The 25,633-nt window shown below is 50.4% G+C and carries 27 protein-coding genes and 1 pseudogene; all 28 read right to left on the bottom strand.

Features of this window, described 5'->3' with window-relative positions:
• Nucleotides 1–61: 61 nt before the first annotated feature.
• Nucleotides 62–1,183, bottom strand: coding sequence for a Nif3-like dinuclear metal center hexameric protein (locus tag WFJ73_RS03515; RefSeq protein ID WP_336771727.1), 1,122 nt, complete (start codon nucleotides 1,181–1,183; stop codon nucleotides 62–64).
• Nucleotides 1,150–1,938: a tRNA (adenine(22)-N(1))-methyltransferase gene (locus WFJ73_RS03510; protein ID WP_336771726.1), complete on the bottom strand. Its 789-nt coding sequence runs from the start codon at nucleotides 1,936–1,938 to the stop codon at nucleotides 1,150–1,152. The genes WFJ73_RS03515 and WFJ73_RS03510 overlap by 34 nt, the downstream gene beginning before the upstream one ends.
• Nucleotides 1,938–2,777: a hypothetical protein gene (locus WFJ73_RS03505; protein ID WP_336771725.1), complete on the bottom strand. Its 840-nt coding sequence runs from the start codon at nucleotides 2,775–2,777 to the stop codon at nucleotides 1,938–1,940. The genes WFJ73_RS03510 and WFJ73_RS03505 overlap by 1 nt, the downstream gene beginning before the upstream one ends.
• A gap of 99 nt (nucleotides 2,778–2,876) precedes the next feature.
• Nucleotides 2,877–4,007, bottom strand: coding sequence for an RNA polymerase sigma factor RpoD (gene rpoD, locus WFJ73_RS03500; RefSeq protein ID WP_015843844.1), 1,131 nt, complete (start codon nucleotides 4,005–4,007; stop codon nucleotides 2,877–2,879).
• Between the two features lie 31 nt (nucleotides 4,008–4,038).
• Nucleotides 4,039–5,877, bottom strand: coding sequence for a DNA primase (gene dnaG, locus WFJ73_RS03495; protein WP_336771724.1), 1,839 nt, complete (start codon nucleotides 5,875–5,877; stop codon nucleotides 4,039–4,041).
• 41 nt (nucleotides 5,878–5,918) lie between these two features.
• On the bottom strand, nucleotides 5,919–6,389 hold the full coding sequence (locus WFJ73_RS03490; protein ID WP_127496385.1) for a YaiI/YqxD family protein: 471 nt from the start codon (nucleotides 6,387–6,389) through the stop codon (nucleotides 5,919–5,921).
• Between the two features lie 83 nt (nucleotides 6,390–6,472).
• Complete coding sequence (locus tag WFJ73_RS03485; RefSeq protein ID WP_336772122.1) at nucleotides 6,473–7,291, bottom strand: pyruvate, water dikinase regulatory protein; 819 nt, start codon at nucleotides 7,289–7,291, stop codon at nucleotides 6,473–6,475.
• A gap of 55 nt (nucleotides 7,292–7,346) precedes the next feature.
• Complete coding sequence (gene glyS, locus WFJ73_RS03480; RefSeq protein ID WP_336771723.1) at nucleotides 7,347–9,428, bottom strand: glycine--tRNA ligase subunit beta; 2,082 nt, start codon at nucleotides 9,426–9,428, stop codon at nucleotides 7,347–7,349.
• Nucleotides 9,421–10,308, bottom strand: coding sequence for a glycine--tRNA ligase subunit alpha (gene glyQ / locus WFJ73_RS03475; RefSeq protein ID WP_127496388.1), 888 nt, complete (start codon nucleotides 10,306–10,308; stop codon nucleotides 9,421–9,423). Before glyQ ends, glyS begins: the two co-directional genes overlap by 8 nt.
• 336 nt (nucleotides 10,309–10,644) lie before the next feature.
• A pseudogene (locus WFJ73_RS03470) lies at nucleotides 10,645–12,031 on the bottom strand (MFS transporter).
• 76 nt (nucleotides 12,032–12,107) lie between these two features.
• On the bottom strand, nucleotides 12,108–12,857 hold the full coding sequence (recO, locus tag WFJ73_RS03465; RefSeq protein ID WP_336771722.1) for a DNA repair protein RecO: 750 nt from the start codon (nucleotides 12,855–12,857) through the stop codon (nucleotides 12,108–12,110).
• A gap of 49 nt (nucleotides 12,858–12,906) precedes the next feature.
• Entirely contained in the window at nucleotides 12,907–13,068 is a 162-nt protein-coding gene (locus WFJ73_RS03460) for a YqzL family protein (RefSeq protein WP_091188858.1), read from the bottom strand.
• A gap of 101 nt (nucleotides 13,069–13,169) precedes the next feature.
• Nucleotides 13,170–14,069 carry a GTPase Era gene (gene era, locus WFJ73_RS03455; protein ID WP_248756263.1) on the bottom strand — a complete coding sequence of 300 codons (900 nt, stop codon included), beginning with the start codon at nucleotides 14,067–14,069 and terminating at the stop codon, nucleotides 13,170–13,172.
• An 8-nt stretch (nucleotides 14,070–14,077) separates the two neighbouring features.
• A complete protein-coding gene (gene cdd / locus WFJ73_RS03450) occupies nucleotides 14,078–14,509 on the bottom strand; it encodes a cytidine deaminase (RefSeq protein ID WP_336771721.1) in 432 nt (143 codons plus the stop codon).
• Between the two features lie 24 nt (nucleotides 14,510–14,533).
• Nucleotides 14,534–14,896 (bottom strand): diacylglycerol kinase family protein, encoded by a 363-nt coding sequence (locus tag WFJ73_RS03445; RefSeq protein WP_336771720.1) that lies wholly within the window; start codon nucleotides 14,894–14,896, stop codon nucleotides 14,534–14,536.
• Nucleotides 14,896–15,393: an rRNA maturation RNase YbeY gene (ybeY, locus tag WFJ73_RS03440; RefSeq protein ID WP_336771719.1), complete on the bottom strand. Its 498-nt coding sequence runs from the start codon at nucleotides 15,391–15,393 to the stop codon at nucleotides 14,896–14,898. The genes WFJ73_RS03445 and ybeY overlap by 1 nt, the downstream gene beginning before the upstream one ends.
• Nucleotides 15,394–15,399: 6 nt before the next feature.
• Nucleotides 15,400–17,640, bottom strand: coding sequence for an HD family phosphohydrolase (locus WFJ73_RS03435; RefSeq protein WP_336771718.1), 2,241 nt, complete (start codon nucleotides 17,638–17,640; stop codon nucleotides 15,400–15,402).
• Nucleotides 17,641–17,657: 17 nt separating this feature from the next.
• A complete protein-coding gene (locus WFJ73_RS03430) occupies nucleotides 17,658–18,638 on the bottom strand; it encodes a PhoH family protein (protein ID WP_201003738.1) in 981 nt (326 codons plus the stop codon).
• Entirely contained in the window at nucleotides 18,635–19,828 is a 1,194-nt protein-coding gene (gene yqfD / locus WFJ73_RS03425; RefSeq protein WP_336771717.1) for a sporulation protein YqfD, read from the bottom strand. Before yqfD ends, WFJ73_RS03430 begins: the two co-directional genes overlap by 4 nt.
• A 2-nt stretch (nucleotides 19,829–19,830) precedes the next feature.
• Complete coding sequence (gene yqfC / locus WFJ73_RS03420; RefSeq protein WP_015843829.1) at nucleotides 19,831–20,118, bottom strand: sporulation protein YqfC; 288 nt, start codon at nucleotides 20,116–20,118, stop codon at nucleotides 19,831–19,833.
• Nucleotides 20,119–20,285: 167 nt separating this feature from the next.
• Nucleotides 20,286–20,777, bottom strand: a complete 492-nt coding sequence (locus WFJ73_RS03415) for a hypothetical protein (RefSeq protein WP_336771716.1) — start codon at nucleotides 20,775–20,777, stop codon at nucleotides 20,286–20,288.
• Between the two features lie 35 nt (nucleotides 20,778–20,812).
• Nucleotides 20,813–21,796, bottom strand: coding sequence for a flotillin-like protein FloA (floA, locus tag WFJ73_RS03410; RefSeq protein WP_127496399.1), 984 nt, complete (start codon nucleotides 21,794–21,796; stop codon nucleotides 20,813–20,815).
• Nucleotides 21,797–21,833: 37 nt separating this feature from the next.
• Entirely contained in the window at nucleotides 21,834–23,210 is a 1,377-nt protein-coding gene (locus WFJ73_RS03405) for an NfeD family protein (RefSeq protein WP_336771715.1), read from the bottom strand.
• 122 nt (nucleotides 23,211–23,332) lie between these two features.
• Complete coding sequence (locus tag WFJ73_RS03400; protein WP_015843825.1) at nucleotides 23,333–23,776, bottom strand: GatB/YqeY domain-containing protein; 444 nt, start codon at nucleotides 23,774–23,776, stop codon at nucleotides 23,333–23,335.
• 15 nt (nucleotides 23,777–23,791) lie between these two features.
• Nucleotides 23,792–23,965, bottom strand: coding sequence for a 30S ribosomal protein S21 (gene rpsU / locus WFJ73_RS03395; protein ID WP_005547957.1), 174 nt, complete (start codon nucleotides 23,963–23,965; stop codon nucleotides 23,792–23,794).
• A 92-nt stretch (nucleotides 23,966–24,057) separates the two neighbouring features.
• Complete coding sequence (locus WFJ73_RS03390) at nucleotides 24,058–24,411, bottom strand: histidine triad nucleotide-binding protein (protein ID WP_336771714.1); 354 nt, start codon at nucleotides 24,409–24,411, stop codon at nucleotides 24,058–24,060.
• A gap of 124 nt (nucleotides 24,412–24,535) precedes the next feature.
• Nucleotides 24,536–24,943, bottom strand: coding sequence for a hypothetical protein (locus WFJ73_RS03385; RefSeq protein WP_336771713.1), 408 nt, complete (start codon nucleotides 24,941–24,943; stop codon nucleotides 24,536–24,538).
• A gap of 50 nt (nucleotides 24,944–24,993) precedes the next feature.
• Complete coding sequence (locus WFJ73_RS03380) at nucleotides 24,994–25,593, bottom strand: hypothetical protein (protein WP_336771712.1); 600 nt, start codon at nucleotides 25,591–25,593, stop codon at nucleotides 24,994–24,996.
• Nucleotides 25,594–25,633 lie beyond the last annotated feature (40 nt).

The raw sequence follows: 25,633 nt of genomic DNA, 5'->3' as shown, positions 1-25,633 counted from the left end.
ATGCACGAATAAGTATACAGGGTATTTTACAAAACCTCAACCTGTTTTATCGTTCCAAATGCTACATGAACCGGAAAGGCTCCGTATTAATGGAGGAATGAACAGCTTTTGTCTCGTATTTGCGTTCCGCAAGCTGTTGATTCAGCCAGTCGGCTACACGATTCTTCATGATTTTCTCAACATTATGACCCGGATCAATAATGGAAAGACCGTCCGCAAGCGCGTCATGAGCGGTATGATAATCGACATCCCCCGTGATAAGCACATCCGCACCGGCAAATTGCGCATGACGGGTGTAACGCCCGCCAGAGCCGCCTAATACGGCAGCTTTCTTAATGATACGGTTAGGGTCGCCAACCAGACGAACATAAGGTACTTCGAATACTTCCTTTACCTTTTCGACCAGTTCGCCAAGAGTGACAGGCTGCTCCAGCTTTCCGCTGCGGCCAAGACCAAAGGATCTGCCCTTCAGATCAACCGAATACAAATCATAGGCCACTTCCTCGTAAGGATGCGCCTTCAGCATGGCTTGGACGACCTTGCGGTGAACGCTATGCGGAACAATCGTTTCAATGCGGATTTCCTTCGCTTTTTCCAATTGCCCCTGCTTGCCGATAAACGGATTCGTACCATCTCCAGGAAGGAACGTTCCCGTTCCTTCGATATTAAAGCTGCAGTGGCTGTAATCTCCGATATGGCCCGCTCCCGCCTGGAACATGGCTTGAAGCACCTTTTCATGCTGCTCCTCAGGAACAAAAACAACCAGCTTATAAAGCTTATCCGTATGCACCTCTTCGAGACATTGGCGGCCTTCCGCCTTAATCCCAACCAGATCGGCCATCCAGTCGTTAATGCCGCCGTCGGCCACATCCAGATTGGTATGAGAGATGTAGACCGCGACATCATTCTTGATCAGCTTCTCATACAGCCTGCCTGCCGGAGTTGAAGTATCCAGCTTCGCCAAAGGTCGGTAGATAATGGCATGATGAGCAATAATAAGCTCCGCACCAGCGGCGATGGCCTCATCGACAACTTCATCCGTCACATCCAGAGCTACAACGATTTTCCGGATCTCCTTGTTCAACGTCCCAAGCTGCAGTCCGATTTTGTCATTCTCAACCGCATAATGCTTTGGCACAAGCTGCTCCATTATTTGGACGACGGTCTGCCCGTTTGCAAACATTGAAGCACCTCCTCGATAACATTCATTTCATTACGGAATTGCTGCTTTTTCTGTTCCGCCTGCTCGAGATCGGATTGGGACATCTGAGCTACAATCTTGCCAAGCTTATCGAGCTCAAGACGCCACTTTTTGAAAAAGACCTCCTGCGGCGCGCGAAGCAGATGCGGCCCCATCTTTTCCAGAATCGCAGCACCGTTCTCTTGATAAGTGGGTAGTCCAAGGAAAGAGGGATCGTACACTTCCGCATTCCGCTTCTTCCATTCGGCTTCATCATATTTGAAGGCATGCAGCACTTCGTAAATTTTATCGTCTTCTTCAAGAATGGACTCTTCCGCAAGGAACCAACCGCGCTTCAATAACCAGCTTCGCACAAATTCTTCGCCGACATTTGGCTGGAGAATCAGTTCTTTTACCCCATCCAGCTTTCCGGCTAAATAACCTTCTTCCAAAATGCTGCTCATTAAGCTTCCGCCCATGCCCGCAATAGTTACCGTATCGGTTTCCCCCGGCTGCAGGACGGATAACCCGTCCCCGCGACGGACCTCCAGCTTGCCGGTAAGGCCCGCGTCCGCGGCTTGCTTACGCGCTGCTTCAAAAGGACCGGGATTCAGCTCGCCTGCAATGGCAGACGGTACTCGGCCAGATTGAATCAAATAAACCGGAAGCAGCGCGTGATCCGAACCGATATCCGCTACACGCGAGCCTGGCGTTACAAAGTCTGCAATCCTTTGCAGACGTCTCGATAATTTCAACATTAAGCAACCCACACCATCCATTGTTTTCGCATAAAGAACAACAGCCCGCCGCCCGCCGCAATCTTCAAGAGCAATTGAAGCTGCAGCTGCAGCATAACCGGTTCCTTCCATACAATCATTTCGTATAACTCCGGCATAAACCACAAAATCGCGCATGCCGCGAATAAAACCATCGCTGCCTGCTTGGACCAGCGGTGGACAAACCAGCTTCCCCAACCGAACAGAACCGAGAGCGGCATCCAATACAGCTGCGATTCATACCACTCCGGCGCGCTCGTAAACTTGGCCAGCAGCCATGCATATACCATTATTCCCGCAAGCCAGCCGCAAAGATGCAGCAGCTGGATTCTTGACGCAATTCCGTACACCCCCCAGAACAGCGCGCAAAAACCAAGCATCCCCGCCTGCCAACCCCATTCCGTCATCTCGTGCAGATCCAATATGTATAGGCCGGCACCAAGCATCAACAGCATGCCGGCACCGGTAACAGCAAGCCCGGCTGACTCATGACGCCTTCTCAAACGGGCGCCAAACCACAGAAGACCAATGACGCCAACAGCCGAAACCCCAATTTGCAATAGAGGGTGAAAAACGTTAAAATAAAGCACAACAAAGGAAATAAAGGTAAAAAAACCAAATGTAAGGAGCCAATGCTTACCTGAAGCCTGTTGAACGGCCATTACCGCCTTGGCTATCGAATGATTGGATTCACGCCTTACTTCCTGATCATGATCCATATACAAGTTAAGCAGAAAATCACAATATTGATCGGGCAGCAATTTGCTCCTGCTCCAGTGCTCAATTTCTCTGACGATAATCTGGCGTCGCTCTTCATTCATATGCCTTATGTTATCCTCTCAGGTAGAATGACGATAGGTTCAATTGGAAAAAAAGACCTTGCTGCAAGAGCAGAAAGGTCCTTATCGGTTAATGCTATCTTATTCTAGGAAATCTTTAAGCCGTTTGCTGCGGCTTGGGTGACGGAGCTTGCGGAGTGCTTTCGCTTCGATCTGACGAATCCGTTCACGGGTTACGCCGAATACTTTGCCAACCTCTTCGAGGGTGCGAGTACGGCCATCGTCAAGGCCAAAACGCAGACGGAGTACATTTTCCTCACGCTCTGTCAATGTATCAAGTACATCTTCCAACTGCTCCTTAAGCAGCTCGTAAGCCGCCGCGTCCGCAGGTGCAAGTGCTTCCTGATCCTCTATAAAATCGCCAAGATGCGAATCGTCTTCTTCACCGATCGGTGTTTCGAGCGATACCGGTTCTTGAGCAATCTTCATAATTTCCCTTACTTTATCGGTACTGAGTTCCATCTCCGCAGCGATTTCTTCAGGGGTCGGTTCGCGCCCGAGCTCTTGAAGGAGCTGTCTCGAAACCCGGATCAGCTTGTTGATCGTTTCGACCATATGAACCGGAATCCGAATGGTACGCGCTTGGTCCGCAATGGCGCGCGTAATCGCTTGGCGAATCCACCAGGTTGCGTACGTACTGAACTTAAAGCCTTTTTGATGATCAAACTTCTCTACCGCTTTAATCAGACCCATGTTGCCTTCCTGAATTAAATCAAGGAAAAGCATGCCGCGGCCGACGTAGCGTTTCGCGATACTGACAACGAGACGAAGGTTAGCTTCCGCAAGTCTGCGCTTCGCTTCCTCATCCCCGTTCTCGATCCGTCTTGCCAGTTCGATTTCATCATCCGCCGACAGGAGCGGAACACGGCCGATTTCCTTCAAATACATGCGTACAGGGTCATTAATTTTGATCCCTGGAGGAAGAGCCAGGTCATCGTCGAAGTTAAAATCATCACTTTCGCGTTCCGAATCTTCTCCGCGGTTAAGCGGGTCGCGATCCTCGTCCCTCTCGTTCAATACCTCAATTCCTAAATCGTCAAGCTGTTCGAAAAACTCATCGATTTGCTCCGGATCCTGATCAAACGGCGATAATTTCTCCATTATCTCTTTATAAGTTAAGGAGGCTCTTTTCTTCCCCTGTTCAATCAATTGTTCCTTCACTAAATCCAATTTTTGTTCGGCATCTAGTTCAGTATGCTGATCATTCGCCATATTCCGACTCCCTCCTCCCTAGAACCGATCGTCAAGTCGTTCCTTTTAGCTGTCTCTCTAGGGTTATAATCTCACTTAACATTTGCGCGGCGAGCAGATGATCTCCGGCGCGTTCCGCCTGCATCATTTCCTCTTTTTTTCGGTCGATCTCCCGGAACCTAGGTACTTTGATAATGTCCTGAATATCGGCTTCCAAAATTGCATCGTCAAAAGGAAAATCTCCGTCCATCATCAGAATGGCTGCAGCCGTTCTCTCCAGACGTTCGTCTTGGAGCGAGGCAATAAACCTCCCGGCATCCGGATCATAGCCCTGCGCATAAAAAGCGTATAAATAAGCAGCAAGCGCTGCGTGATCCTCAATATTGAACGCGTCTCCCAGCTTTTCATGTACGGTTTGCGCCACATCCCTGTCGCGCATCATCACATGAAGCAGCCTCCGCTCTACATACGTATAGGCAGGCATTAGCACGGGAGGCCCCGATCTTCGGCGATTTTCATTCCTACCATTATTCCACGAATTGTCGTTATTATCCCTTCCGGGTTTCTTTTTTTGCAATTCTTGATGCTTAAGGTGACAATCCTGCTTTAATACCTCTAATGGGAAATTAAATTCGCGCGAAAGCTCCTGCAGGTAAACCTCGCGTTCAATAGCCGAATCAAGCTCTGCCACAATTCCGGCGGCTTCAAGCAAGTAATTTTTCCGACCTTCTTCTTTTAGCAGTATATGGTTTTTTCTTGAATATATAAGCTTAAATTTTGTAGTTGTGACAGGCTGATCAATGACCTCCCGAAGATAATCATCCGGACCGTATTCGGTAATATATTCATCCGGATCCTTTCCTTTCGGAAGCATGGCCACCATCACTCTAAGACCTGCTCCTTCGAGCATCGGAATTGACTTCATGGCGGCAGCTTGTCCGGCGTCATCACCGTCGTAACAGATCACAATTTCTTCAGCCTGCCTTGCAAGAATGCTGCAATGCTCTTCCGTCAAGGCCGTTCCCATTGTGGCAATCCCGTTCTTTACGCCCGCACTCCAAGATTTAATAACATCCATATACCCTTCGAATAAAACAACTTGCTTGCTCTTGCGGATGGCAGGTCGCGCATGATGCAGATTGTAAATCGTGCGGCTTTTCGTAAACAACATCGTCTCCGGTGAATTCAAATATTTCGGCTGGCCTTCACCGATTATTCGTCCCGCAAACGCCGTTACTTTGCCGTCCCGATCCCAAATCGGAAACATAATTCGTCCCCGAAACCGGTCCACATATCCGCTTCCGTCTGATTTCGCGGATAGCAGCCCGCCTTTTTCCATTAAGGAGGAATCGAAATTTCTGGCTGTTAAGAACCGGCTTAGCGTATCCCACTGTTCCGGCGCGTAACCGATCATAAAATGATTGATCAGTTTGTCGCCGAGCCCGCGATCGCGCAAATAGTCTTTAGCGGCACGGCCATGCTGCGTATTATTCAACAAATAGTTGTACAACTTAGCAGTCAGCTCGTGCGCTTCAAGAACAGCGCTGCGTTCCGTATCGGCTGCCGTTGGCTTAGAGCCGTCCGGATTAGCCCAGGTAACAGGGATGCCTGCCTCTTCGGCAAGCACTCGGACCGCTTCTGGAAAGGTATAGCTTTCAATCTCTTCCACGAACCGGATAACGTTGCCTGTCTTGCCGCAGCCGTAGCAGTGAAAAATCTGCAGCTCCGGCGTCACGGTGAAGGAAGGCGTCTTCTCCGAGTGGAAGGGACAAAGCCCTTTCATATACTTGCCGTTCTTAGAGAGATGAACGTATTTGCTCACCGTATCTACGATGTCATGATGACGGCGTACCGCCTCAATAACGTCATCCGGTATTTTACCGTAGGTCATTATCCATCACCTTCATCCTAATGACACGTAAATAATATTCGCTAAATGTCATGTTTCTCCTGCAAGTTTGATAAAACTTTTGTCAACTTTTGTTGAAAACGCTCCCGATCCTCATGATTCATTGCTTTTGGGCCTTTCGTTTTACCCCCGGCACGCCTTCTTTTCGCAGATTCATGACGCCGCTCCATCAAATAATCGATGTTCTCGTCCGAATACTGCTCGCCGCGCGGAGACAAGACGACCGCCCCTTTTCCGATTGCAATACATGCCAGACCAAAATCCTGCGTAATCACGATATCGCCTTTGGCTATATGATTGACGATATACAAGTCGACCGATTGGCTGCTCCGGTCGACCTGCACAACCGAAACACCTTCCTGCGGCTCAAGCCGATGGTCATAGGAAGATACCATGACAACCGGGACGCGGAAGCTGCGTGCGGTCCGAGCAATTTCGGTCTTAACGGGACAAGCGTCGCCGTCAACGACGACTGTCGGTTGATTAAGCTCCATCACGCATCACCGCTTATTGTTGTATATTTCAATTACCGTACTATTATATACGGCAATACTTCAAAAAAATCCTGCATTTTGGCTTAAACGCCGCGAAAATGCTCCATAATCAAACTCGCTGTTTCTTCTACCGCGCGATGCGATACGTCGATAACGACGCAGCCGATTTGTCTCATAATCGCTTCCGCGTATTCAAGCTCCTTCAAGATCCGGTCCTCCGCGGCATACGACGCGCTGTTCGGCAAACCAAGCGCCTTGAGCCTTTCCTTCCGGATCGTATTCAAGTACGGAACGCCAATCGTCAGGCCGATAATTCTTTCGACCGGGACGTTGAACAGTTCCTTGGGTGGCTTAATTTCCGGAACGAGCGGAATATTGGCTACCTTGAATTTTTGATGCGCCAGATACATGGACAGCGGCGTCTTCGACGTCCGCGATACACCGATCAGCACGATATCCGCTTTAAGAACGCCGGAAGGGTCCTTGGCATCATCGTAACGCACCGCAAACTCGACGGCATCCACCTTGCGGAAGTAATCCGCGTCAAGAACATGGTTAAGACCTGGCTCCTGACGCGAATGACGGCCGGTCTGCCGTTCCAGGCTTTCGATCAGCGATCCTAGCAGATCAATGGCTTCCACTTGATGCTCCTTGGCCAGGTTCTTCATCGCTTCCCGCAAATGCGGGATGACAAGCGTATAGAGAACGATAGCGCCCGACAGCTTGGCTTGCACAACAAACCGCTCAAGAGTGGGCACATCCATGACAAACGGCGCGCGGCGAATGTCCGTCTGAACCGGATGGAACTGCGCGACCGCAGCTCTTACGACGAGCTCTCCGGTATCCCCCGCAGCGTCGGATACAACGTAAATAATCACTTCAGCTGAACCTGCCGTAATCATCATCCCTTCCCTCTATGGATTGACGACAATGATACATTGACGAGTGCAACCTGAATTACCAGACCAGCTTCGAGAAGTCGGCAATCGCCGTAATGTCGTCCGCGATAAGCGAAAGAGTTGCCAGACGGTTGCTGCGCACAGCGTCATCCTTGGCCATAACCATAACCGAATCGAAATATGCGTTAATCGCCTGCTTAAGCGAAGACAAATTAGCAAGCGCAGAAGCAATATCTCCCTCGGCGATAGCTGCTGCAACCGCTGGATGGGCTTTTTGCCATTGCTCGTAAAGAGCACCTTCTGCCTCTACTTCGAACAGAGCCGGATCCACTGCACGCGACTCCGCTTTGGAAGCCAGGTTGCATACCCGGTTGAAGGCATCGATCGTCAGCTTGAACTCGCTGCGCTCATTGCCGGATGCCAGTTCGTTAATCAGTGCCGCCCGTTCAACGGTAATACGCAAATCATTAAAGCCGGTTGCCATAACTGCATCAACGACGTCATAACGGTTAGCTTGCTCCGACAGAACATTCTTCACGCGAAGCGCAAAGAAGTCGTTCAAATCTTTACGGATCTCGTCCGCGCCGCGTTTCATTCCGCGTGCTTCATGCACCTGGAGCGCTGCGTCGAACAGGTCTGTCAGCTCCAGATCGAGACCTTGAGCCAGAATGATCTGGACGATACCCGATGCTTGGCGGCGCAGAGCATAAGGATCCTGCGAACCTGTCGGAATGATGCCGATCGAGAAACAGCCCGCGATGGTATCCATCTTGTCGGCAAGGCTTACAATAGCGCCTACAAGAGATGCCGGCGCACGGTCGCCTGCAAAGCGAGGCTGATAATGCTCATTGATCGCTTTCGCTACCGCTTCGCTTTCTCCTGCTTTGCGGGCATAATCTTCGCCCATAATGCCTTGCAGCTCTGGGAATTCGTATACCATCTGAGTAACCAGGTCGAATTTGCAAATATCCGCCGCTCGGCTTGCAGCTGCAGCGGTATCTGTGTCGACACCAAGTTTTGCAGCAATCAGATCGGTTGTTGCGCGGATTCTTCTAACCTTGTCCGCAACCGTACCCAGCTCTTCGTGATAAACGATATTTTCAAGCTTCGCAAGCGCATCGTTAATCGCAAGCTTCTGATCTTCCTCGTAGAAGAATTTCGCGTCGGAAAGACGGGCGCGAAGAACCTTCTCGTTGCCTTTCGCAACGTTCTCGATCGAAGTCCGGTCGCCGTTACGCACCGTTACGAAGAATGGCTGCAGCTGGCCTTCCGCATTTAATACCGGGAAGTAGCGCTGATGCTCGCGCATCGACGTAATAAGAACCTCTTGCGGGATATTGAGGAATGCAGGATCAAATGTCCCATATAATACGTTCGGATACTCGACCAGGAATAAGACCTCTTCGAGCAAATCTTCTTTAATCGCGATTTCCCAGTTCTTCTCTTTGGCCAGCTCCTGGATTTGAGCCACGATCAGCTGCTCGCGTTCTTCAACGTCAACAATGACATGCTGCTCGCGCAGACGCTCTTTATAATCCGCGGGAGATGCCACAACCGTCTCTTCGCCAAGGAAGCGATGGCCGCGGGATACGTTGCCGCTCTTCACGTTCGTGATTTCGAGCGGAATAATATCTTGGCCAAACAAAGCGATAATCCATTTGATAGGACGCACGAACTTCAGTTCATAGCTGCCCCAGCGCATGTTTTTCGGGAAGGACATCGATGTGATCAGGTTTGTCAGCCCTTCCGGCAATACGGAAGCCGTTTCCGTGCCTACGCTGCTTTTGTTCGCATACACATACTCAACGCCGGCAAGCTCCTGGAAAAAGAATTGTTCCGGATCAACGCCTTGGCTGCGCGCGAAACCAAGCGCCGCTTTGCTCCAGTTGCCTTGATCGTCAAGGGCGATTTTACGCGAAGGACCTTTAACCTGTTCGTTTACGTCTTCCTGTTTTTCGGCTACGCCTTTTACATACAGGGCCAGACGCCGAGGAGTCGCAAACACTTCAACCGAATCGTAAGAAATACGCGAATCGTCGAACCATTTGACCGCCTTCTCCTTCAATTGGTTCATGGCACCGCGCACAAAACGCGCCGGTACTTCCTCAAGCCCGATCTCCAGTAATAAATCCTTAGCCATTGTTCTCCACTCCTTTCTTCAGCAGAGGGAAGCCGAGACGTTCCCGCTCCTCGAGATAAGTCGCTGCGCAAGCGCGCGCCAGATTACGGACGCGCATAATATAGCCCGTACGTTCCGTTACGCTGATCGCGCCGCGTGCGTCCAGCAGGTTAAACGTATGGGAGCATTTCAGCACGTAATCGTAAGCCGGGAATACGAGGTTATGCTCCATCGTTTTTTTCGCTTCTTCCTCATACATGTTGAACAGCTGGAACAACATCGCGGAATCGGAAGTTTCAAACGTATATTTCGAATGCTCGAATTCCGGCTGCAGGAAGACGTCACCGTAAGTTACGCCGTCTACCCATTCCAGATCAAACACATTCTCTTTTTCCTGAATGTACGAAGCCAGACGCTCCATACCGTACGTAATTTCGACCGCAACCGGGTTAGCGTCGATGCCTCCGACTTGCTGGAAATACGTAAACTGGGTAATTTCCATGCCGTTCAGCCACACTTCCCAGCCAAGGCCCCATGCGCCCAGAGTTGGCGATTCCCAGTTGTCTTCAACAAAGCGGATATCGTGATGCTTCGGATCGATTCCAAGACGCTTCAAGCTTTCCAGATACAACTCCTGAATGTTGTCCGGGGACGGCTTCAGGATAACCTGGAATTGATGATGCTGGTACAACCGGTTCGGGTTCTCGCCGTAACGGCCGTCGGCAGGACGGCGGGAAGGCTCGACGTAAGCTACGTTCCATGGCTCTGGGCCAATCGTGCGGAGGAAGGTCATCGGGTTCATCGTTCCCGCACCCTTCTCGACATCGTACGGCTGTACGAGAATACAGTTTTGCTCTGCCCAGAACTGCTGCAGAGTCAATATCATGTTTTGAAAATTCATGACAATTTCCGCTCCTTTATCAATGAGTATGGCGAAGGCGGGACACAAAAAGCTCTCGTCCCTACGCCTGCTGCCAGACGTAGGGACGAGAGCTGACTCCCGCGGTTCCACCCTACTTGACTTCCGCTTGTCGCTGCTCATTCCGGCAGCGTGCGAAAATCCTCTTTTCGTTAATTGACTCCGGAGTGCCTTTTCGCATGTTTAGCCTGCCCGGGCTTCCACTATCCCCGGATCGCTAGCTCAAGGCATCAACTGCTACTTTCTCCATCACTGTCCATATTCATATTCAAATATATTAAACATTTTTAATGCCGTTGTCAAACCAGTTATTAGGTACTAATGCCCAGCCACTTCCGTAGCGCTCGATTCCGTCTTTACGGGATGACCGATTAGATCCTTCATGGAGGCCTTCCCCATAAACAAGACACTGACAAGCGCAAGCACGGCCGGAATGATCGACCACATAAAAGTAACGGAAATCGAACTTGAGAGCATGCCGACGATTTTGTCCATAACGTCCTGCGGAATCTGAGCTCTCGTCTCCGGCGCCAGCATTTGTCTGGCATTATCCCCGGAAGGTACTGCTGCTCCGCCTCCGCCACCGAATGAATCGGCCATCCGGCTTGCAAAATCGTTTCTCTGAATGATTCCGAAAATCGTAATTCCGACCGTCATCCCAAGGGAACGGACAAATGCCATCGTGGAATTGGCCGAGCCGCGCTGGCGCATCTCCATCCCGTGAATCGCCGACATACCAAGCACCGAGAATGAGAACCCGATCCCAGCGTCATCGGAAGCAGCATTAGTCCGGAATTAGTGGCTGTACCGCCAAACACGCCTTGGACGAAGATCGGGATATACAACGCGGCTGTAATAAAAGCCGCTCCGTAAAACAAACCCGCGCTTGTGCTAGCCCCAAACAGCCGCTGCCTGAACATCGAGAACGAGATAATTGGATCCGCCGCTTTGGTCTCCGCATAGAGAAAAAGTAGAAACAAAGCAATAAATACGCCGAACAATCCGAGAATTTGCGCCGAATCCCAAGCATACTTATTCCCGCCAAGCTCCAAGGCAAACATCAGGCTGACAATCGCACCAACAAAGTCCCCGCTCCAAGCCAGTCAATCTTGGGTTTGGAATGGACAAGCGATTCCTTATAGAATAAAACGATAAACAGCAGCGCAATAACTCCCAGAGGAATATTGATGTAGAATATCCAGCGCCAGTTAATATGATCGGTAAAATAAGCGCCGGCTAACGGTCCGAATAAACTGGACATTCCAAATACGGCGCCAAATAAGCCGCCCATCTTTCCCCGCTTCTCCGGAGGAAAAATATCAAACGCAATCGTGAAGGCAATCGGCATCATCGCACCGCCGCCGATCCCTTGTATCGCTCGGTAAATACTGAGCTGCGTAATCGATTCAGCTGTACCGCACAAGATGGAACCGATCAGAAACAAGCTGATTCCCAATATAAAAAACCTTTTCCGTCCGTACATATCGGACAGCTTCCCGAAGATCGGCATACCTGCCATCTCTGTCACCAGATAAGCTGAGGTAACCCAAACGAATTTGTCCAGTCCGCCAAGATCGCTGACAATCGTCGCCATAGCGGTTGAGACGATCGTATTGTCTATAGCCGCAACCAATATGCCGAGCAGCAATCCCGCAACGACCAGCCCAATTTGTTTTGCTGTGCTGACATGCGTCGATACCTCCATTTCCTCCCAATTGAACAAGATTAATCATACAGGAAAATAAAAACGGCGTGCTCAGTCTGGGGACCGAGCACGCCGTTTATTCGAAGGAATATTTGTCCATTTGATCAAGAAATGTTCTGGATTTCAGCGGAATGCCGATGTGGACGTCCATAAGCTCCCGCATCAGCTTCTTCAGTTCTTTTTTCGTCTCCGGCTTCACCTGAATAGCTCCAAGACGCCTCAAGTCCATACGACTGAACAACCGCAAAAGCTTGTAAGCCCCTTCCCCAATCGGGATCGCCTGGGCATCGTTCCTTGCGCATCTCGGGCACAATACGCCGCCAGCGTACGGACTTAACCGGAACGGTCCCTGCTCGCTGCTGCAATTGACGCAAATTTCCAGTTCCGGAGCATAACCCGCAGCCTCTAATATGCGCATCTCGAACAGATGCGATACGATTTGCGGATCTTTGCCTTCCTCCATTGCGGCAAACCCTGCCTTAAGCTGTTCAAACAACATGGCACCGGATTCGTCTTCCTGGAGCATTTTGTCCGTCAGCTCTGCCAAATAAGAGGCGTAAGCCGCCAAATCGAGCTTCTCACGTAAAAGATGGTGAGATTCAAGAATCTCACCAGCATTAAGCGTGCCTAAACCTTTATTCCTGAAAAATACGAACTCACCGAATGTAAATGGCTGCGCGAGAGAAGCATGCCTGCTCTTCATCTTCTTCGCGCCGCGCACCATTACGCCAAGCTTTCCGTTTGTTTTCGTAAGCAGCGTAATTATTTTGTTGCCTTCCCCATAATCCATGCTGCGGATGACAATGCCCTCCACACGATATAGCATACTACCTTCTCCCCCATGCTTGATTCAAGGCAGCCTGCAGGGTAATCCATTAAAGGGCAGACGAATCCTCGAACTCAGCAGCAAGCTCCTCATTGTCTCCCGGCAAATGTTGAGGATGATTCTCTGGACCAAGTTGATCCATTTCCTTGTAGAGCATGTATGACTCCACATCACCGGTCAATGTAAAATACTTCCACGAAAAATTTCGCATTCGTATTCATCCCTTTCCGCCATGGAAATGAAGCCCCAGACGGTAATTAGGATACGGCATTTTTCCGAATGCTATCCTTAACAAAATTCGTCAAATCCGGCTTAATCATGCCGGAAGCCGAAGTCCTTCAACACGCGCTCCTGATTGCGCCAATCCTTCTTCACCTTGACCCAAAGCTCCAGGAAAGTGCGCGATCCAAGCAGCGCTTCGATATCGCGGCGGGCCTGCTTGCCGACTTCCTTCAGCAAAGCACCCTTCTTCCCGATAATAATGCCCTTCTGGGAATCCCGCTCCACGAAAATAACCGCGCCGATATAAACAACGCCATTCTCCTGCACTCTCATATCCTCGATGCCAACAGCAATGGAATGCGGAATTTCTTCACGGGTCATATGCAAAATCTTCTCGCGGATAAGCTCCGCGCAGACGAATTGCTCCGGATGGTCGGTTACCTGATCAGCCGGATAATATTGCGGTCCTTCCGGCAAATATTTCTGGATCTGCGCAAGCAGCGTCTCGACGTTGTTGCCTTGAAGCGCCGAGATCGGCACAATTTCCGCAAACGGATACAGATCCTTGTATTGGGTGATAATTTCAAGAAGCTTCTCCGGCTGAACCTTGTCAATCTTGTTCATTACAAGGAATACGGGCGTATCCACCTTTTTCAGCTGCTCGATGATAAATCGGTCACCGCCGCCTAGTCCGTCGGCAACGTCAATCAGGAAGAGTACGGCTTCAACCTCTTTTAGGGCGCCTTCGGCTGTTTTCATCATATAGTCGCCAAGCTTGGACTGAGGTTTATGAATACCGGGCGTATCGAGGAAAACGATCTGCGATGTATCTGTCGTGTACACGCCATGGATTTTATTCCGGGTCGTCTGCGGCTTGTCCGACATAATGGCAATTTTCTGCCCGATTAAATGATTCATAAGCGTAGATTTGCCGACATTCGGACGACCGATAATCGCCACGAATCCGGAACGGAATTTCGTTTGAGTCATGTGTATAGTTAACTTCCTTTCTCTAATGAAGCCGGTGTAAATGCACCCGGCAGCAACTCGCTAACCGTCATAATGTTCCAGTCGCCGCGCAGATTGCCCATAACAACCGGCATATCCGGCTTGCACAGCTCAACCAGTACCTGACGGCATACTCCGCAAGGGGTTATTGGTCCGTCAGTATCGCCCACGACGGCAATGACCTGAAATTCTCCCGGCCGCTTGCCATCGGAGATTGCGCGGAACAACGCCGTTCTCTCGGCGCAATTGCAAGGGCTGTACGCGGCATTCTCCACATTGCAGCCGGAGTGGACATGGCCGCTTTCATCCAGAAGCGCGGCGCCTACGCGAAAATTGGAGTAAGGCACGTATGCCCGCGACATGGCCTCCTTCGCTGCTTCAAGCAATTTCGAATACTGCTCCGATAATCCTTCGAATGCCATGAGCCTCAACTCCTATTCTTCGTATTAATCCAATATAAAATGCCATAAGGGCGGCCCAAGAATGAGCAGCCCAATCATTATCGCACAACATGCCGCAACCAGCACGGCACCGGCAGCAATATCCTTGGCCGCTTTCGCAAGCGGGTGGATGCCGGGACTAGCCAGGTCAACGGTTTTTTCAATCGCCGTGTTCACCATTTCCAGCGTGAATACAACAGATATCGTTAACAGCAGCACCGCCCATTCCAGTCGGGTCAGGGGCAGGAACGCCCCTAACAGGCACACGATAACGGCTGCCGCCGTATGAATCTTCATATGACGCTGAGACCGGACAGCCAAGACAATTCCTGAACAAGCAAAAGACAGGCTGCGGATAAACTTCGGCATTAACGCGACAGACCTGCCTTTTGAAGAACGGCTTCCTGTTTAGCCGTCATTTCGGCTTCGCCCGTGTCGTCCATATGGTCATAACCGAGCAAATGAAGGAATCCGTGTACAAAGAGGAAGCCAATCTCCCGCTCCAGGGAATGACCGTAATCCTCGCTTTGCTCCTGCGCTTTCTCAACCGAGATCACGATATCGCCAAGCATGCCGGAGATCGGATCAATCTCATCCTCGCTCTCCACCTCGAAAATAATATCGAGCTCTTCCGTTCCGTCATCCTGCATCGCGAAGGACAAAACATCCGTAGGGCGGTCGATATTGCGGTATTCGCGGTTAAGCTGGTGAATCTGCTCGTTGTCGGTAAAGGTCAACGTCACTTCGCCATCCGTGAGTCCTTCCATTTCGCCGGCAATCTGTAAAAGCTGCTCCAGCCTCTCGACCCATTGATCGGGAATCTCCATTTTTTCTTGTTCGTTGCTCCAGTCTAATTGCAAGCTCATGCTTAGTTAACGCTCCTTTGGTTTTACATCTTCCGGGTATTCAATCCGCGAGTGGAATATACCAATAACGCTCTCTTTCAAAGAATGCGCGATTTTGTCGAGCTCCTTCATGGTCAGGTCGCACTCATTATATTGATTGTCATCTACGCGGCTTTTAATAATCTTCTGGATCATCGCTTCTACCTGCTCGACCGTAGGGCTGCGCAGGCTGCGTACGGCCGCCTCCACGCAATCGGCCAGACCAACGATCGCGGCTTCCTTCGATTGCGCTTTTGGACCCGGATAACGGTAGTCATCCTCCGTGAAATTCACGGTTAGCCCCTGCTCCTCCGCTTGTTTCAGCGCTTTGAAGTAGAAGAATTTCAAGGAGGTTGTCCCATGATGCTGCTCCGCGATATCCCGGATTGGCTTAGGAATATTCTGCGCCTTCAGCATATCCACGCCGTCGCGCGCATGAGCGACAATGATCGACTTGCTTAACTTGGGTTCGATCGTATCATGCGGGTTTTCCATATTCGTCTGATTCTCGATAAAATAGCTTGGCCGTTTCGTCTTGCCGATATCGTGATAATAAGAACCTACGCGGCACAGTAGACCGTCTGCCCCGATAGACTCGGCAGCGGCTTCGGCAAGATTGCCTACCATTACGCTGTGATGGTAAGTACCCGGCGTCTCCGTAAGCAGCTTGCGCAGCAGCGGATGATTCGGATTCGACAGCTCTACGAGCTTCAGCGCGGACAATATACCAAACGTAATTTCAAAGAATGGCATAAGCCCGATAACAAGAATCGCCGTTAATAGTCCGCTTGCAAAGGCAAAAGCAAGGGAATACACGAGCGGTCCCTGCTCCATCTGCTCCTTCAGGAACATAAGCGACAATACAGCCAGCGAACCGAACAAGCTGACCATAATGCCCGCCTTAAGGATGGTAGACCGCTGGCTTGCCCGGTGAATCGAGAATATCGCAGCCAGGGATACGACGATAATAACAAACCCGTATTGGTAGTCGAAAATTTGACTGGTTTGCGTATTAAGTATAATACTTCCGCATAGCGCAAACAAAACAGAGCTGATAAGCGCCAAATGCACATCAAGCAGCAGCGTAATCAGCATTGTGCCTAGCGCAGCCGGGGCCAAATAACCGGCATAAGGCGCCGAATCGGTCTGCGTAAGGGAGATGACCTGCATCGTAATAATATTAATCAGATAAATGAGCCAGAGCATCAGCAAATGAGTATTGCCGTAGCTTGGCTTGGTCGTGTCGCTGCTACCATATTGGTGTATATATGTATACAGGCCAACTACGATCATCACGGACATGAGCAGCAGGCCAAGCTGCGGCCAATAATTGCGCTTGTCCTGCAGAAGCTCGGATTCCTTCAGCAGCTCATACATCTCGGGCGTGATGATCTCGCCTTTTTTCACGATGAGATCGCCTTCTTTGATGACGACCTGCGGCGTATTCTGCTTCGCGAGAATTTTCGCTTCATCGGTTGCCTGCTGATCGAGGAACCGGTTCGGCATAATCGTAAAACGTGCCAGCTCCTGCACAATTTCGCGGCTGGAGCGGTTGGTCAGCGAGCTTGCGTTCACCAGCTCCGCAACCTTCGTGCGCGCCGTTTCCGCATCGCGAAGCTGCTCGCTCATCAGCTTGCGTACGACATCCTGTCCGACGGAACGCATCTCTTCCAGCTGATCCAGCGTCAGATTCGGAAGCTTGTAGAACGTCTCTTCCGGAATCGTATATACCTGCTCCTTGATTACCTTCGACATCTCTTCGAGCAGCGAGTCGTTGTACTTGCCCGTGCCCATATTCATTTTGACGAAATTATCGACAAACGCATCGTATTTGCCGGGAATCTCATTCCGGTAAATTTCAACCTTGTTCTGTACCGTCACCTGATCATCCAGATTCAGCTGCTCAATCCGAATAAAAATTTGATCGATCAGCTGTTCGTTGCGCAGAGCAACATTGGAATAGATGGAATCGATTTTATTCGCTGCCTGTTCCTGCGCTTCCAGCGTAGCCTTGCTGTCGAATATTTGATGCGGGGCTGCGATATCCTTGTCGCTTGGGGCTTCCACCTGAATATCGTAAGTTTCGGGTACCAGATGGGGAGCCAGACTGAAATAAAACAGCAGCACAAACAAAAATAAGAGCAGGACTCGCACTGCTGTGCTCTGCTTCCAGCCAGCCGATTTTGTCTGTTGAAGGTTAATTTGTTTTCCGGCCTGAGTCTGATTCATCGAGCGGACATTCCTCTCTATGCTTTGTTTTCAGCGTCCCAGTTGTATGCCACGATTATTTTCTGAACCAAGGAATGGCGAACGACGTCCTGCTCGGAAAAATGAATAAAACCAATTTCCTCAATATCTCTCAAAATGCGTTGCGCTTCGATAAGCCCGGAGTTTTTGCCCCGCGGCAAATCAATTTGCGTCACGTCGCCTGTAATCACCATTTTCGAGCCAAAGCCGAGCCTTGTCAGGAACATTTTCATTTGCTCCGGGGTCGTGTTTTGCGCTTCGTCCAAAATAATAAACGAATCATCGAGCGTGCGTCCGCGCATATAAGCTAACGGTGCAATCTCGATGGTTCCGCGCTCAAACGCCTTTGTCGTCTGATCAGGACCCAGTACGTCATGCAGCGCGTCATAGAGCGGGCGCAAATACGGATCTACCTTTTCTTGCAGGTCGCCTGGCAGGAAGCCCAAATTTTCGCCGGCTTCAACTGCAGGACGGGTCAACATTATTTTTTTAACAGAGCCTTCCTTAAGCGCCGCTACGGCCAAAACAACCGCAAGATAAGTCTTGCCGGTACCGGCAGGGCCAATACCGAACACGATATCCTGCTTCTTGATTGTCTTCACGTAATGCCGCTGACCGATCGTCTTCACGCGAATCGGCTTGCCTCTGTAAGTCGTCGTAATCTCAGCCTTAAGCAAATCGAGCAATTCTTCCGCTTGCATGCTGCGCGCAAGATCAAGCGCATAAGTAATGTCTCTCTCGGACGGAGTATATCCGCCGCGGACAAGCTGTAGCAGCACGTTATACAACTGCTCTAGCGATTCCACCTCTTGTGCCGGGCCGGAAATAACAATTTCCGCGTCTCGGGATGACAGAGTAGCCTCCATCTGTTGCTGCACAAGCTTTAGATACTTATCTTGGGGACCAAATACGGCCAAGCCCTCTACTGCATTTTGGAGCGGAATTTTGACTACTTTTGCTTCACTCTGCAACAACCTCATTCTCCTTGCATCTGGACTAGTGGCATCTCTTCTACGATTGATTGCTCCACTTCAAATAGAACTTTCATATAAACTTTACCATTGTCCGTCTTTTCATGCAAAACAATTTCCTTTAATATAACCGCGTCATTGCCTGCTTTCACCATGACATCGGCCTTCGCCTGGAGCATTCCGTTGCTTTTCGCTTCCTCTTCGGTAAGCTCCCGCTCATCGGTGCGGACCTCCATAACCGTTTTCTTAAGCCGTCCGAACGGCAGCTTCAAGCCGCGCCATGTCGCTTGTTCCTCCACGACAACGTTTTCGGACGTGTCGAACGGATTTTTGCCATAACCGCTTACTTGCAGCGCACGGCTTCCAATGACCGCGTACCACTTTGTTTTCTTCTCTCCCGTGTATACTTTAACCTCCTGCGTCAGAGGAGAAGCGACATTGAATTCGTACCAGACAAGGCCTCGGACCTTGCCTTTCGCCACAACCGACTGCGTATACGAACCGCCTCCGATCGTTCCCGAGATTAAAGTCTGTCCTTTTTTGACTTTCATATTTTTCTTGACGACAGGGCGGCCCTTCTCGGTATAGATTTCCGTTATGACAGCATCGTTCGAAGCAACCAAATGCCTCGGACTCTGAAGCTCCGCCTTTTCCGCTTCCGTCGATTCAACGACCTGAATAACGATCCTTGTCCCTTTTTTCTCTACGCCAACCCAGGTCGTTCCCGGAAGGTCGGTTACCAATTCCTTGGATAACAGGTCTTTATCCTTTAGCTTGAACGACCATTGCATCGGAAAGATTCCTTCCTTCTTGGCAGCGGTCAGTATCTGTTCCTCGGTCAGCTTGACATTCCCCTTCACCTCAATGGACCAGACAAGGGAGGACAGCAAATAGATGCCTACAAAAAACAGTCCGATCCCGATCGCGAAAAACTTTCTTTTCTCAAAGCGGACCAGCCAGAAAGGCATCCCTTCCCGCTTGACGACATGCGCCCTGCAGCCTGTCTCTTTCAGAAACGGGCGAAGACGGAAAAAATCGCCTACCGACAGTTCGAATTCCAGCTTCCCACCGCTTGTCCACCGAATGGAAGACAGCTCGAGCCCCCCTTCGAGAGCCCTGTTCACAAGCCGTTCAGGTTGTCCGCCCCTGATATGCACCGTAACAACACCGCGTACCCACTGCAGCCATTGACCCGCCATGCTTATCCCTCCTGATCCCTTACTTCGATACTTTTAATTTGACCCTCTATGAATACCTCTTCCGTCCAGATCGTACGTATGACAAGCGAGGTTCCCGTTACCTCCAGCTCGCCTTTGCTTAAGGCAAGTCTCAGCTTATCGCTGGAGAAATGAAGCACGCCGCGGTGATTCTCGATATAGAGCTGTCGATCGCCGATCATCGTCATGCGGGGCAGATCATAGACCACATCCTGCGGCAAATCCAATATATCGGCAGTCCATTTTCGAAATTTACGGTTTATACGGCCCATAGTTGATCCATTGTCCCCCTCCGCCGCGCGAGTGCACATTATTGTACTGTACCAAAATATGCGACGTTGGAACGATTTATGAGATATATGGAGTAGCGTTCCGATAAAAAAACAGCCGGGCAACGATGCATGATCGCATCGTTACCCGGCTGTTATGGTTTTAAGGTCTATTTGCCAAATGGGCGCTTGGAACGCGGAGGACCTAATATTTCGGCCCATACGACCGCTTTGCGCAGCTCGTCGGCTTTAGGATTCGACGTATCGGTTTGACCAGATGCTGCAGGAGCCGCTGCCGTCTGAGGTTTGTTAGCTGCAGCAAGCCGCGCTCGAGGCGGTTCCGCAGGCCGGCTTGGTGCCGCCTGAATCGTCCTCTCCAGCGTTTGCGACCTGTTCCCTTCCACGGAGCCACCCCTTTCTCCTTGAACGGGAGAGCCAGCCATTATGGGCTTCTGAGGCTGATATTCCTCTTCGTCATCCTCTTCCCATGCCGGTTCTTGACGGTATTCCGGTTTTTGCGGCTCGCGTTCGTTGCTTCCTCCAAAGCTCGGCATCCGGTTCGTACGCTTCTTGGCGCCCGAACGCCCGAACATCGAGAAGAGCACCCCGCCCACCACGATTACCCAATATATATTTTCGAGAAGGAAACTTATAATTTTCACGCCAGCACCTCCTTGCCAGACACGGCTTAAACGCCTTAGTTGTCTTTATCGTTAGGAGTGTCCGGCTTGCCAATCGTATTTCTCATTTGGGTATCGGCTTCGATATTCTTAAGGTTCATGTAATCCATTACGCCGATTTTACCGGATTTCAAAGCATCCGCCATCGCGAGCGGTACTTGGGATTCGGACTCCACGACCTTCGCGCGCATCTCTACGACGCGGGCCTTCATCTCTTGCTCCTGCGCTACCGCCATCGCGCGGCGCTCTTCGGCTTTCGCCTGCGCGATCCGCTTGTCTGCTTCAGCCTGCTCGGTTTGCAGGTGTGCGCCGATATTTTTGCCTACGTCTACGTCCGCGATGTCGATGGACAGGATTTCGAAGGCCGTACCCGCGTCAAGACCTTTGCCAAGCACGGTACGGGAGATCATGTCCGGATTCTCGAGTACGTCTTTATGCGAATTCGAAGAACCAACCGTTGTAACGATACCTTCGCCGACACGGGCGATAATCGTTTCTTCGCCGGCACCGCCGACGAGGCGTTCGATATTAGCGCGTACCGTCACGCGGGCTTTAACCTTCACTTCAATGCCGTCCTTCGCAACCGCAGCTACGATAGGCGTCTCGATAACACGCGGATTAACGCTCATTTGCACGGCTTGCAGGACATCGCGGCCTGCGAGGTCAATTGCGGCCGCACGCTCGAAGACGAGCGGAATGTTCGCGCGTTGCGCTGCAATCAAGGCGTTAACGACACGGTCAACATTACCGCCGGCGAGGAAGTGACTCTCCAGCTGATTAATCGTAAGCCCTAGACCGGCTTTTGTCGCTTTAATCAACGGGTTCACGATCCGGCTAGGCGTTACGCGGCGAAGACGCATCGCAACCAGCGTAATAATGCCGATCCGTACGCCCGATGCCAGAGCGGAAATCCACAGCATAATCGGGAAGAAGCTGAGGAATACCGATAGCGCAATAATCGCTACCACTACAATAATTAAAACTGATACCATTCCGTCCATTGGGTATAACCCTCCATGTCATTTTTTTCTTATTATCCTATAGGACCTCTCTTACGACAACCCAAGTCCCTTCGGTTTTTATTACTTTTACCGTTTTGCCCGAAGCGATAAATTCGCCGGATGTCACAACGTCAATCCGGTTCTCACCAATCTGAATCGTGCCCGCCGGGCGGAGCGGCGTTATCGCAATCCCCTCCTGGCCAAGAAGATCCTCCTTGGTTTCCGCGGACAAATACCCTTGTTCGGTTGTCAGCTTCTCGCGCAAAATAAATTTGTTCCAGATCCCCCGGTCTTTGTATTTTCGGACTACAAAGTACAGGATTACGGCCGCTGCCACCAAAGCGATAACGAGCGAGATAAATGCCGTCATCGGATTTGAAGCTGCTGTCAACACGCCGGCGATCAGCGAGGCACTGCCGAGAATGCCGAGTATTCCCCAGCTAGGCACAAAGACCTCGATTAACAACAGCGCAATTCCGACAATGAAGAGCACAACGGACTCCATCCCCGCAAACCCCGCAATGTAATGGCCGAAGAAATACAAGCCAAACGACAGAATGCCTACAATGCCCGGAACTCCAAAGCCCGGCACAAACAGCTCGATCGCAATACCTGCAATGCCCAAGATGAATAACACGGTCATGACGATCGGATTTACCAGCCAGGTAGCAATCTTTTCCGCAATCGAAGGATTAAGTTCGATCCGCTCCCTGTTTTCAAGCCCCAGCCATTTGATCGCGTCATCCACGGACTCCGCTTTGTATTCGGCATATCCGACTTTAAGCGCTTCATCAGCCGTTAAGGTCAGAATCTGGCCGGACTGCTTCACCTGTTTCAGATCCGGAAGGGGCAATGTCGCTCCTGGATCCACCATCGCGGCGGCAATATCCGGGTTACGGCCATTTAGCTCAGCAGCCTCCCTCATCGTCTTCACCCAGAAGGAAACAACCTTCGGGTTGTCGATAAGATCGCCGGAGCCGTTAACGACTGCCGCTGCGCCAATCGTGCTCCCGGGTTCCATAACAATGTTTTGCGCATTAAGCGCAATATAAGTTCCTGCCGAAACCGCTTTACCTTCTACATAAGCAGTAGTAGGAATACTGCTTTTACGGATCAGTTCGCCAATCTCCTCGGCGCTGGTTACTTCTCCGCCAAACGTATTGATCACCAGAATAACTCTCTCCGCTTTTGCTTCGGCCGCTTCTTTGTATGCCCGCTCCAAAAACGATTTAAGTCCGGACTCCACCGTTTGCTTAACCGGCACAACGTACACCGCGGGACCAAGCCCTGACCCTTCCGCTCCATGCGCGGTTTTACCGCCGGTTGCCAGTCCGCCTGCCGTAACCAGCAGCATCGAAACAAGCATCAGAAGAGGCCAAATGACAGCTGCAATGCGCCATCGTTTCGTTTGCAAAGTGTCGCTCCTCCTTTTCAATCAGTAACCGTTAATACGCTTATATGAACATTATGTTTCAAAATTGTCATAAATAAAGCAAAAACACCCCTCGAAAGGGGTGTTTTCGTCCGAACATATAGTTATTGCAGAAATTGTTGTACATATTGATTTACTAGTTTACCATCAGCGCGCCCTTTTGTTTTTGGCAAAAGCGCACCCATGACTTTTCCCATCTCGGCTTTGGAAGAAGCACCGAGTTCCTGGATGGTCTGCGTTACAATCGCTTTTATCTCTTCTTCGGTCAGCTGTACGGGAAGGTATTGACTAATAATTTCAATTTCTGCTGAAAGATCTGTAACCAGATCATCTCGGCCGGCTTTGCTAAATTCTTGGAGGGAATCTTTACGTTGTTTGATTTCACGACTAAGTATATCTACCACTTCAGCATCCTCGAGAGGACGCTTCAAATCAATTTCCAAATTTTTAGCAGCTGCACGAATCATGCGAATCGTAGTCAGCTTGAACTTGTCCTGATTCTTCATGGCTTGCTTCATATCGTCGTTCAATCTATCGCTCAGGTTCATTATGGAAGGATCCTCCTAAAACTTTCTCTTACGCGCAGCCTCGGACTTCTTCTTGCGCTTTACACTTGGCTTTTCATAATGCTTGCGTTTTTTCACCTCTGCCAAAACACCATCTTTAGCGATGGAACGTTTAAAGCGGCGAAGCGCAGCATCAATAGTTTCGTTTTTGCGAACTTTAGTTTCAGACACCAGTTTTCCCTCCCTCCGAAACAGACCGTCCAGAGCATTAAACATAAACACGGTTTATCACACTTCATTATAAGACAAAACAAAATGAAGTGTCAACTTACACTATTTCCTACTAGTGCACCTAGCTTCTCCCCACCCAGTAAATGGATGTGAAGATGATAAACAACCTGGCCGCCGTCGCTGTTCACATTATTAACGAGCCGGTAACCGGACTCGGCAATTCCTTGCTGCTTAGCGATTTCCCGAGCAGCTGCAAACAATTCCGCGATGACCGGTCCATCCTCTTCGGTAACATCGTTCATCGTAGGAATATGTTTTTTGGGAATAATCAATATATGTACAGGAGCCGCGGGCTGAATATCTTTAAACGCAATGACGTTCTCGGATTCAAACACTTTCGTCGAAGGAATGGAGCCTTCGATAATTTTGCAAAAAATACAGTCCAAATATGCCCCTCCCTTCATTCCATACTATGCCAATAATTATAACAAACAAATGGTATGCTCGTCCAATCGGAGAATGCCAGCCGGAACGCAAACGCGTTCCTGAACCGGATATAACCTTTTGCTCTTAATAAAATGGCAATAGCGACAATGCGAGGAGCCCTGCCAGAGGCAATACCTGGCGATTGAAGCGTCCTCTTGGGTAGTAGGGATACGGATAAAGACCAGGGTACGGCAAAAATGCTCTGCTGTCCCAGCCCATGGACCCGCTGCTTGGGACTGCCAGACATAAATATTGGTCATCCACGTATTCAACGATGCCGTCGATACACCATCCGTCATGCGTCTGCGCGAGCACATAGCGGTGAATATGCGCGGAGCAGTGTTCCTTCAGCGATTGGGTCTGCGGCGCCGTTACCGCCGCCTGCACGGCCGGTGCCAGGCTCTCTGCCTTTTCTGGAGCAATCGTTGCCGGCTTGGACGCAGCCGGCTTCACCTCTGTCAATTTCCCTTTTTCCTTCTTGCTTTTCTCCATCCTTGTCAGCCTCCCGTCTGCTACTAGCGTATGCAGAACTGGGCTTTTGGCTACTGGGCGGACAATTTCATGCTAGATTGCTCTTCGATAGATTGCTCCAACTGCTTGGCGATATCAAGCCATCCGATTCCCGCCCCGATCTGAATCGCACCGCTGCGCGTTTTGTCCGCGTCGAAGTTAAACTGCTTGACGATCGCCAGCTGCTTCGAATAGACGTCCTGCAGTGCTTTCAAGTACGCGGATTCCTGCGTTGTAAGCGGTCCGTCCTGCTCTTTTATGTACGATAGAGAATGATCAACGTCAATCATGTAGGCATAGATTTTGCCGGAATCAAAGGGATGATCCGCATCAAAGCTGCCCGCTTGCTGCAAGAAATCATTCACACCGGCTGCATCGCGGATCACGGTGCCTGCCTCTGACGTTTTCCCTTCCAAAATAGCAGCCGCATCATCAAGCACGGCCTGATAATAAGAGGTTGCTTTCTTAGCGGCCTCGATTACATCCAACCCTTTTTCGTACTTATCATCCTGGCCGCCCTGCAGCGATTGCGAGTATAGAAACACGTTGCCCGTAAGGCTGAATACAAGCAGCAATAAAGTAATCGGCAGTGCGTAAGACCGTTTCTTTGATTGTTCCTTATCCTGTTCCATCTCTTGTTCATCCTTCCAAGTCGATAAAAAAAGTCATTAT

Origin of the sequence: Paenibacillus sp. MMO-58, assembly GCF_037146255.1 — a bacterium.
GTDB lineage: Bacteria > Bacillota > Bacilli > Paenibacillales > Paenibacillaceae > Pristimantibacillus.
Note: the sequence above shows the minus strand (reverse complement) of the source record. Positions and strands in the feature narration are given on the sequence as shown.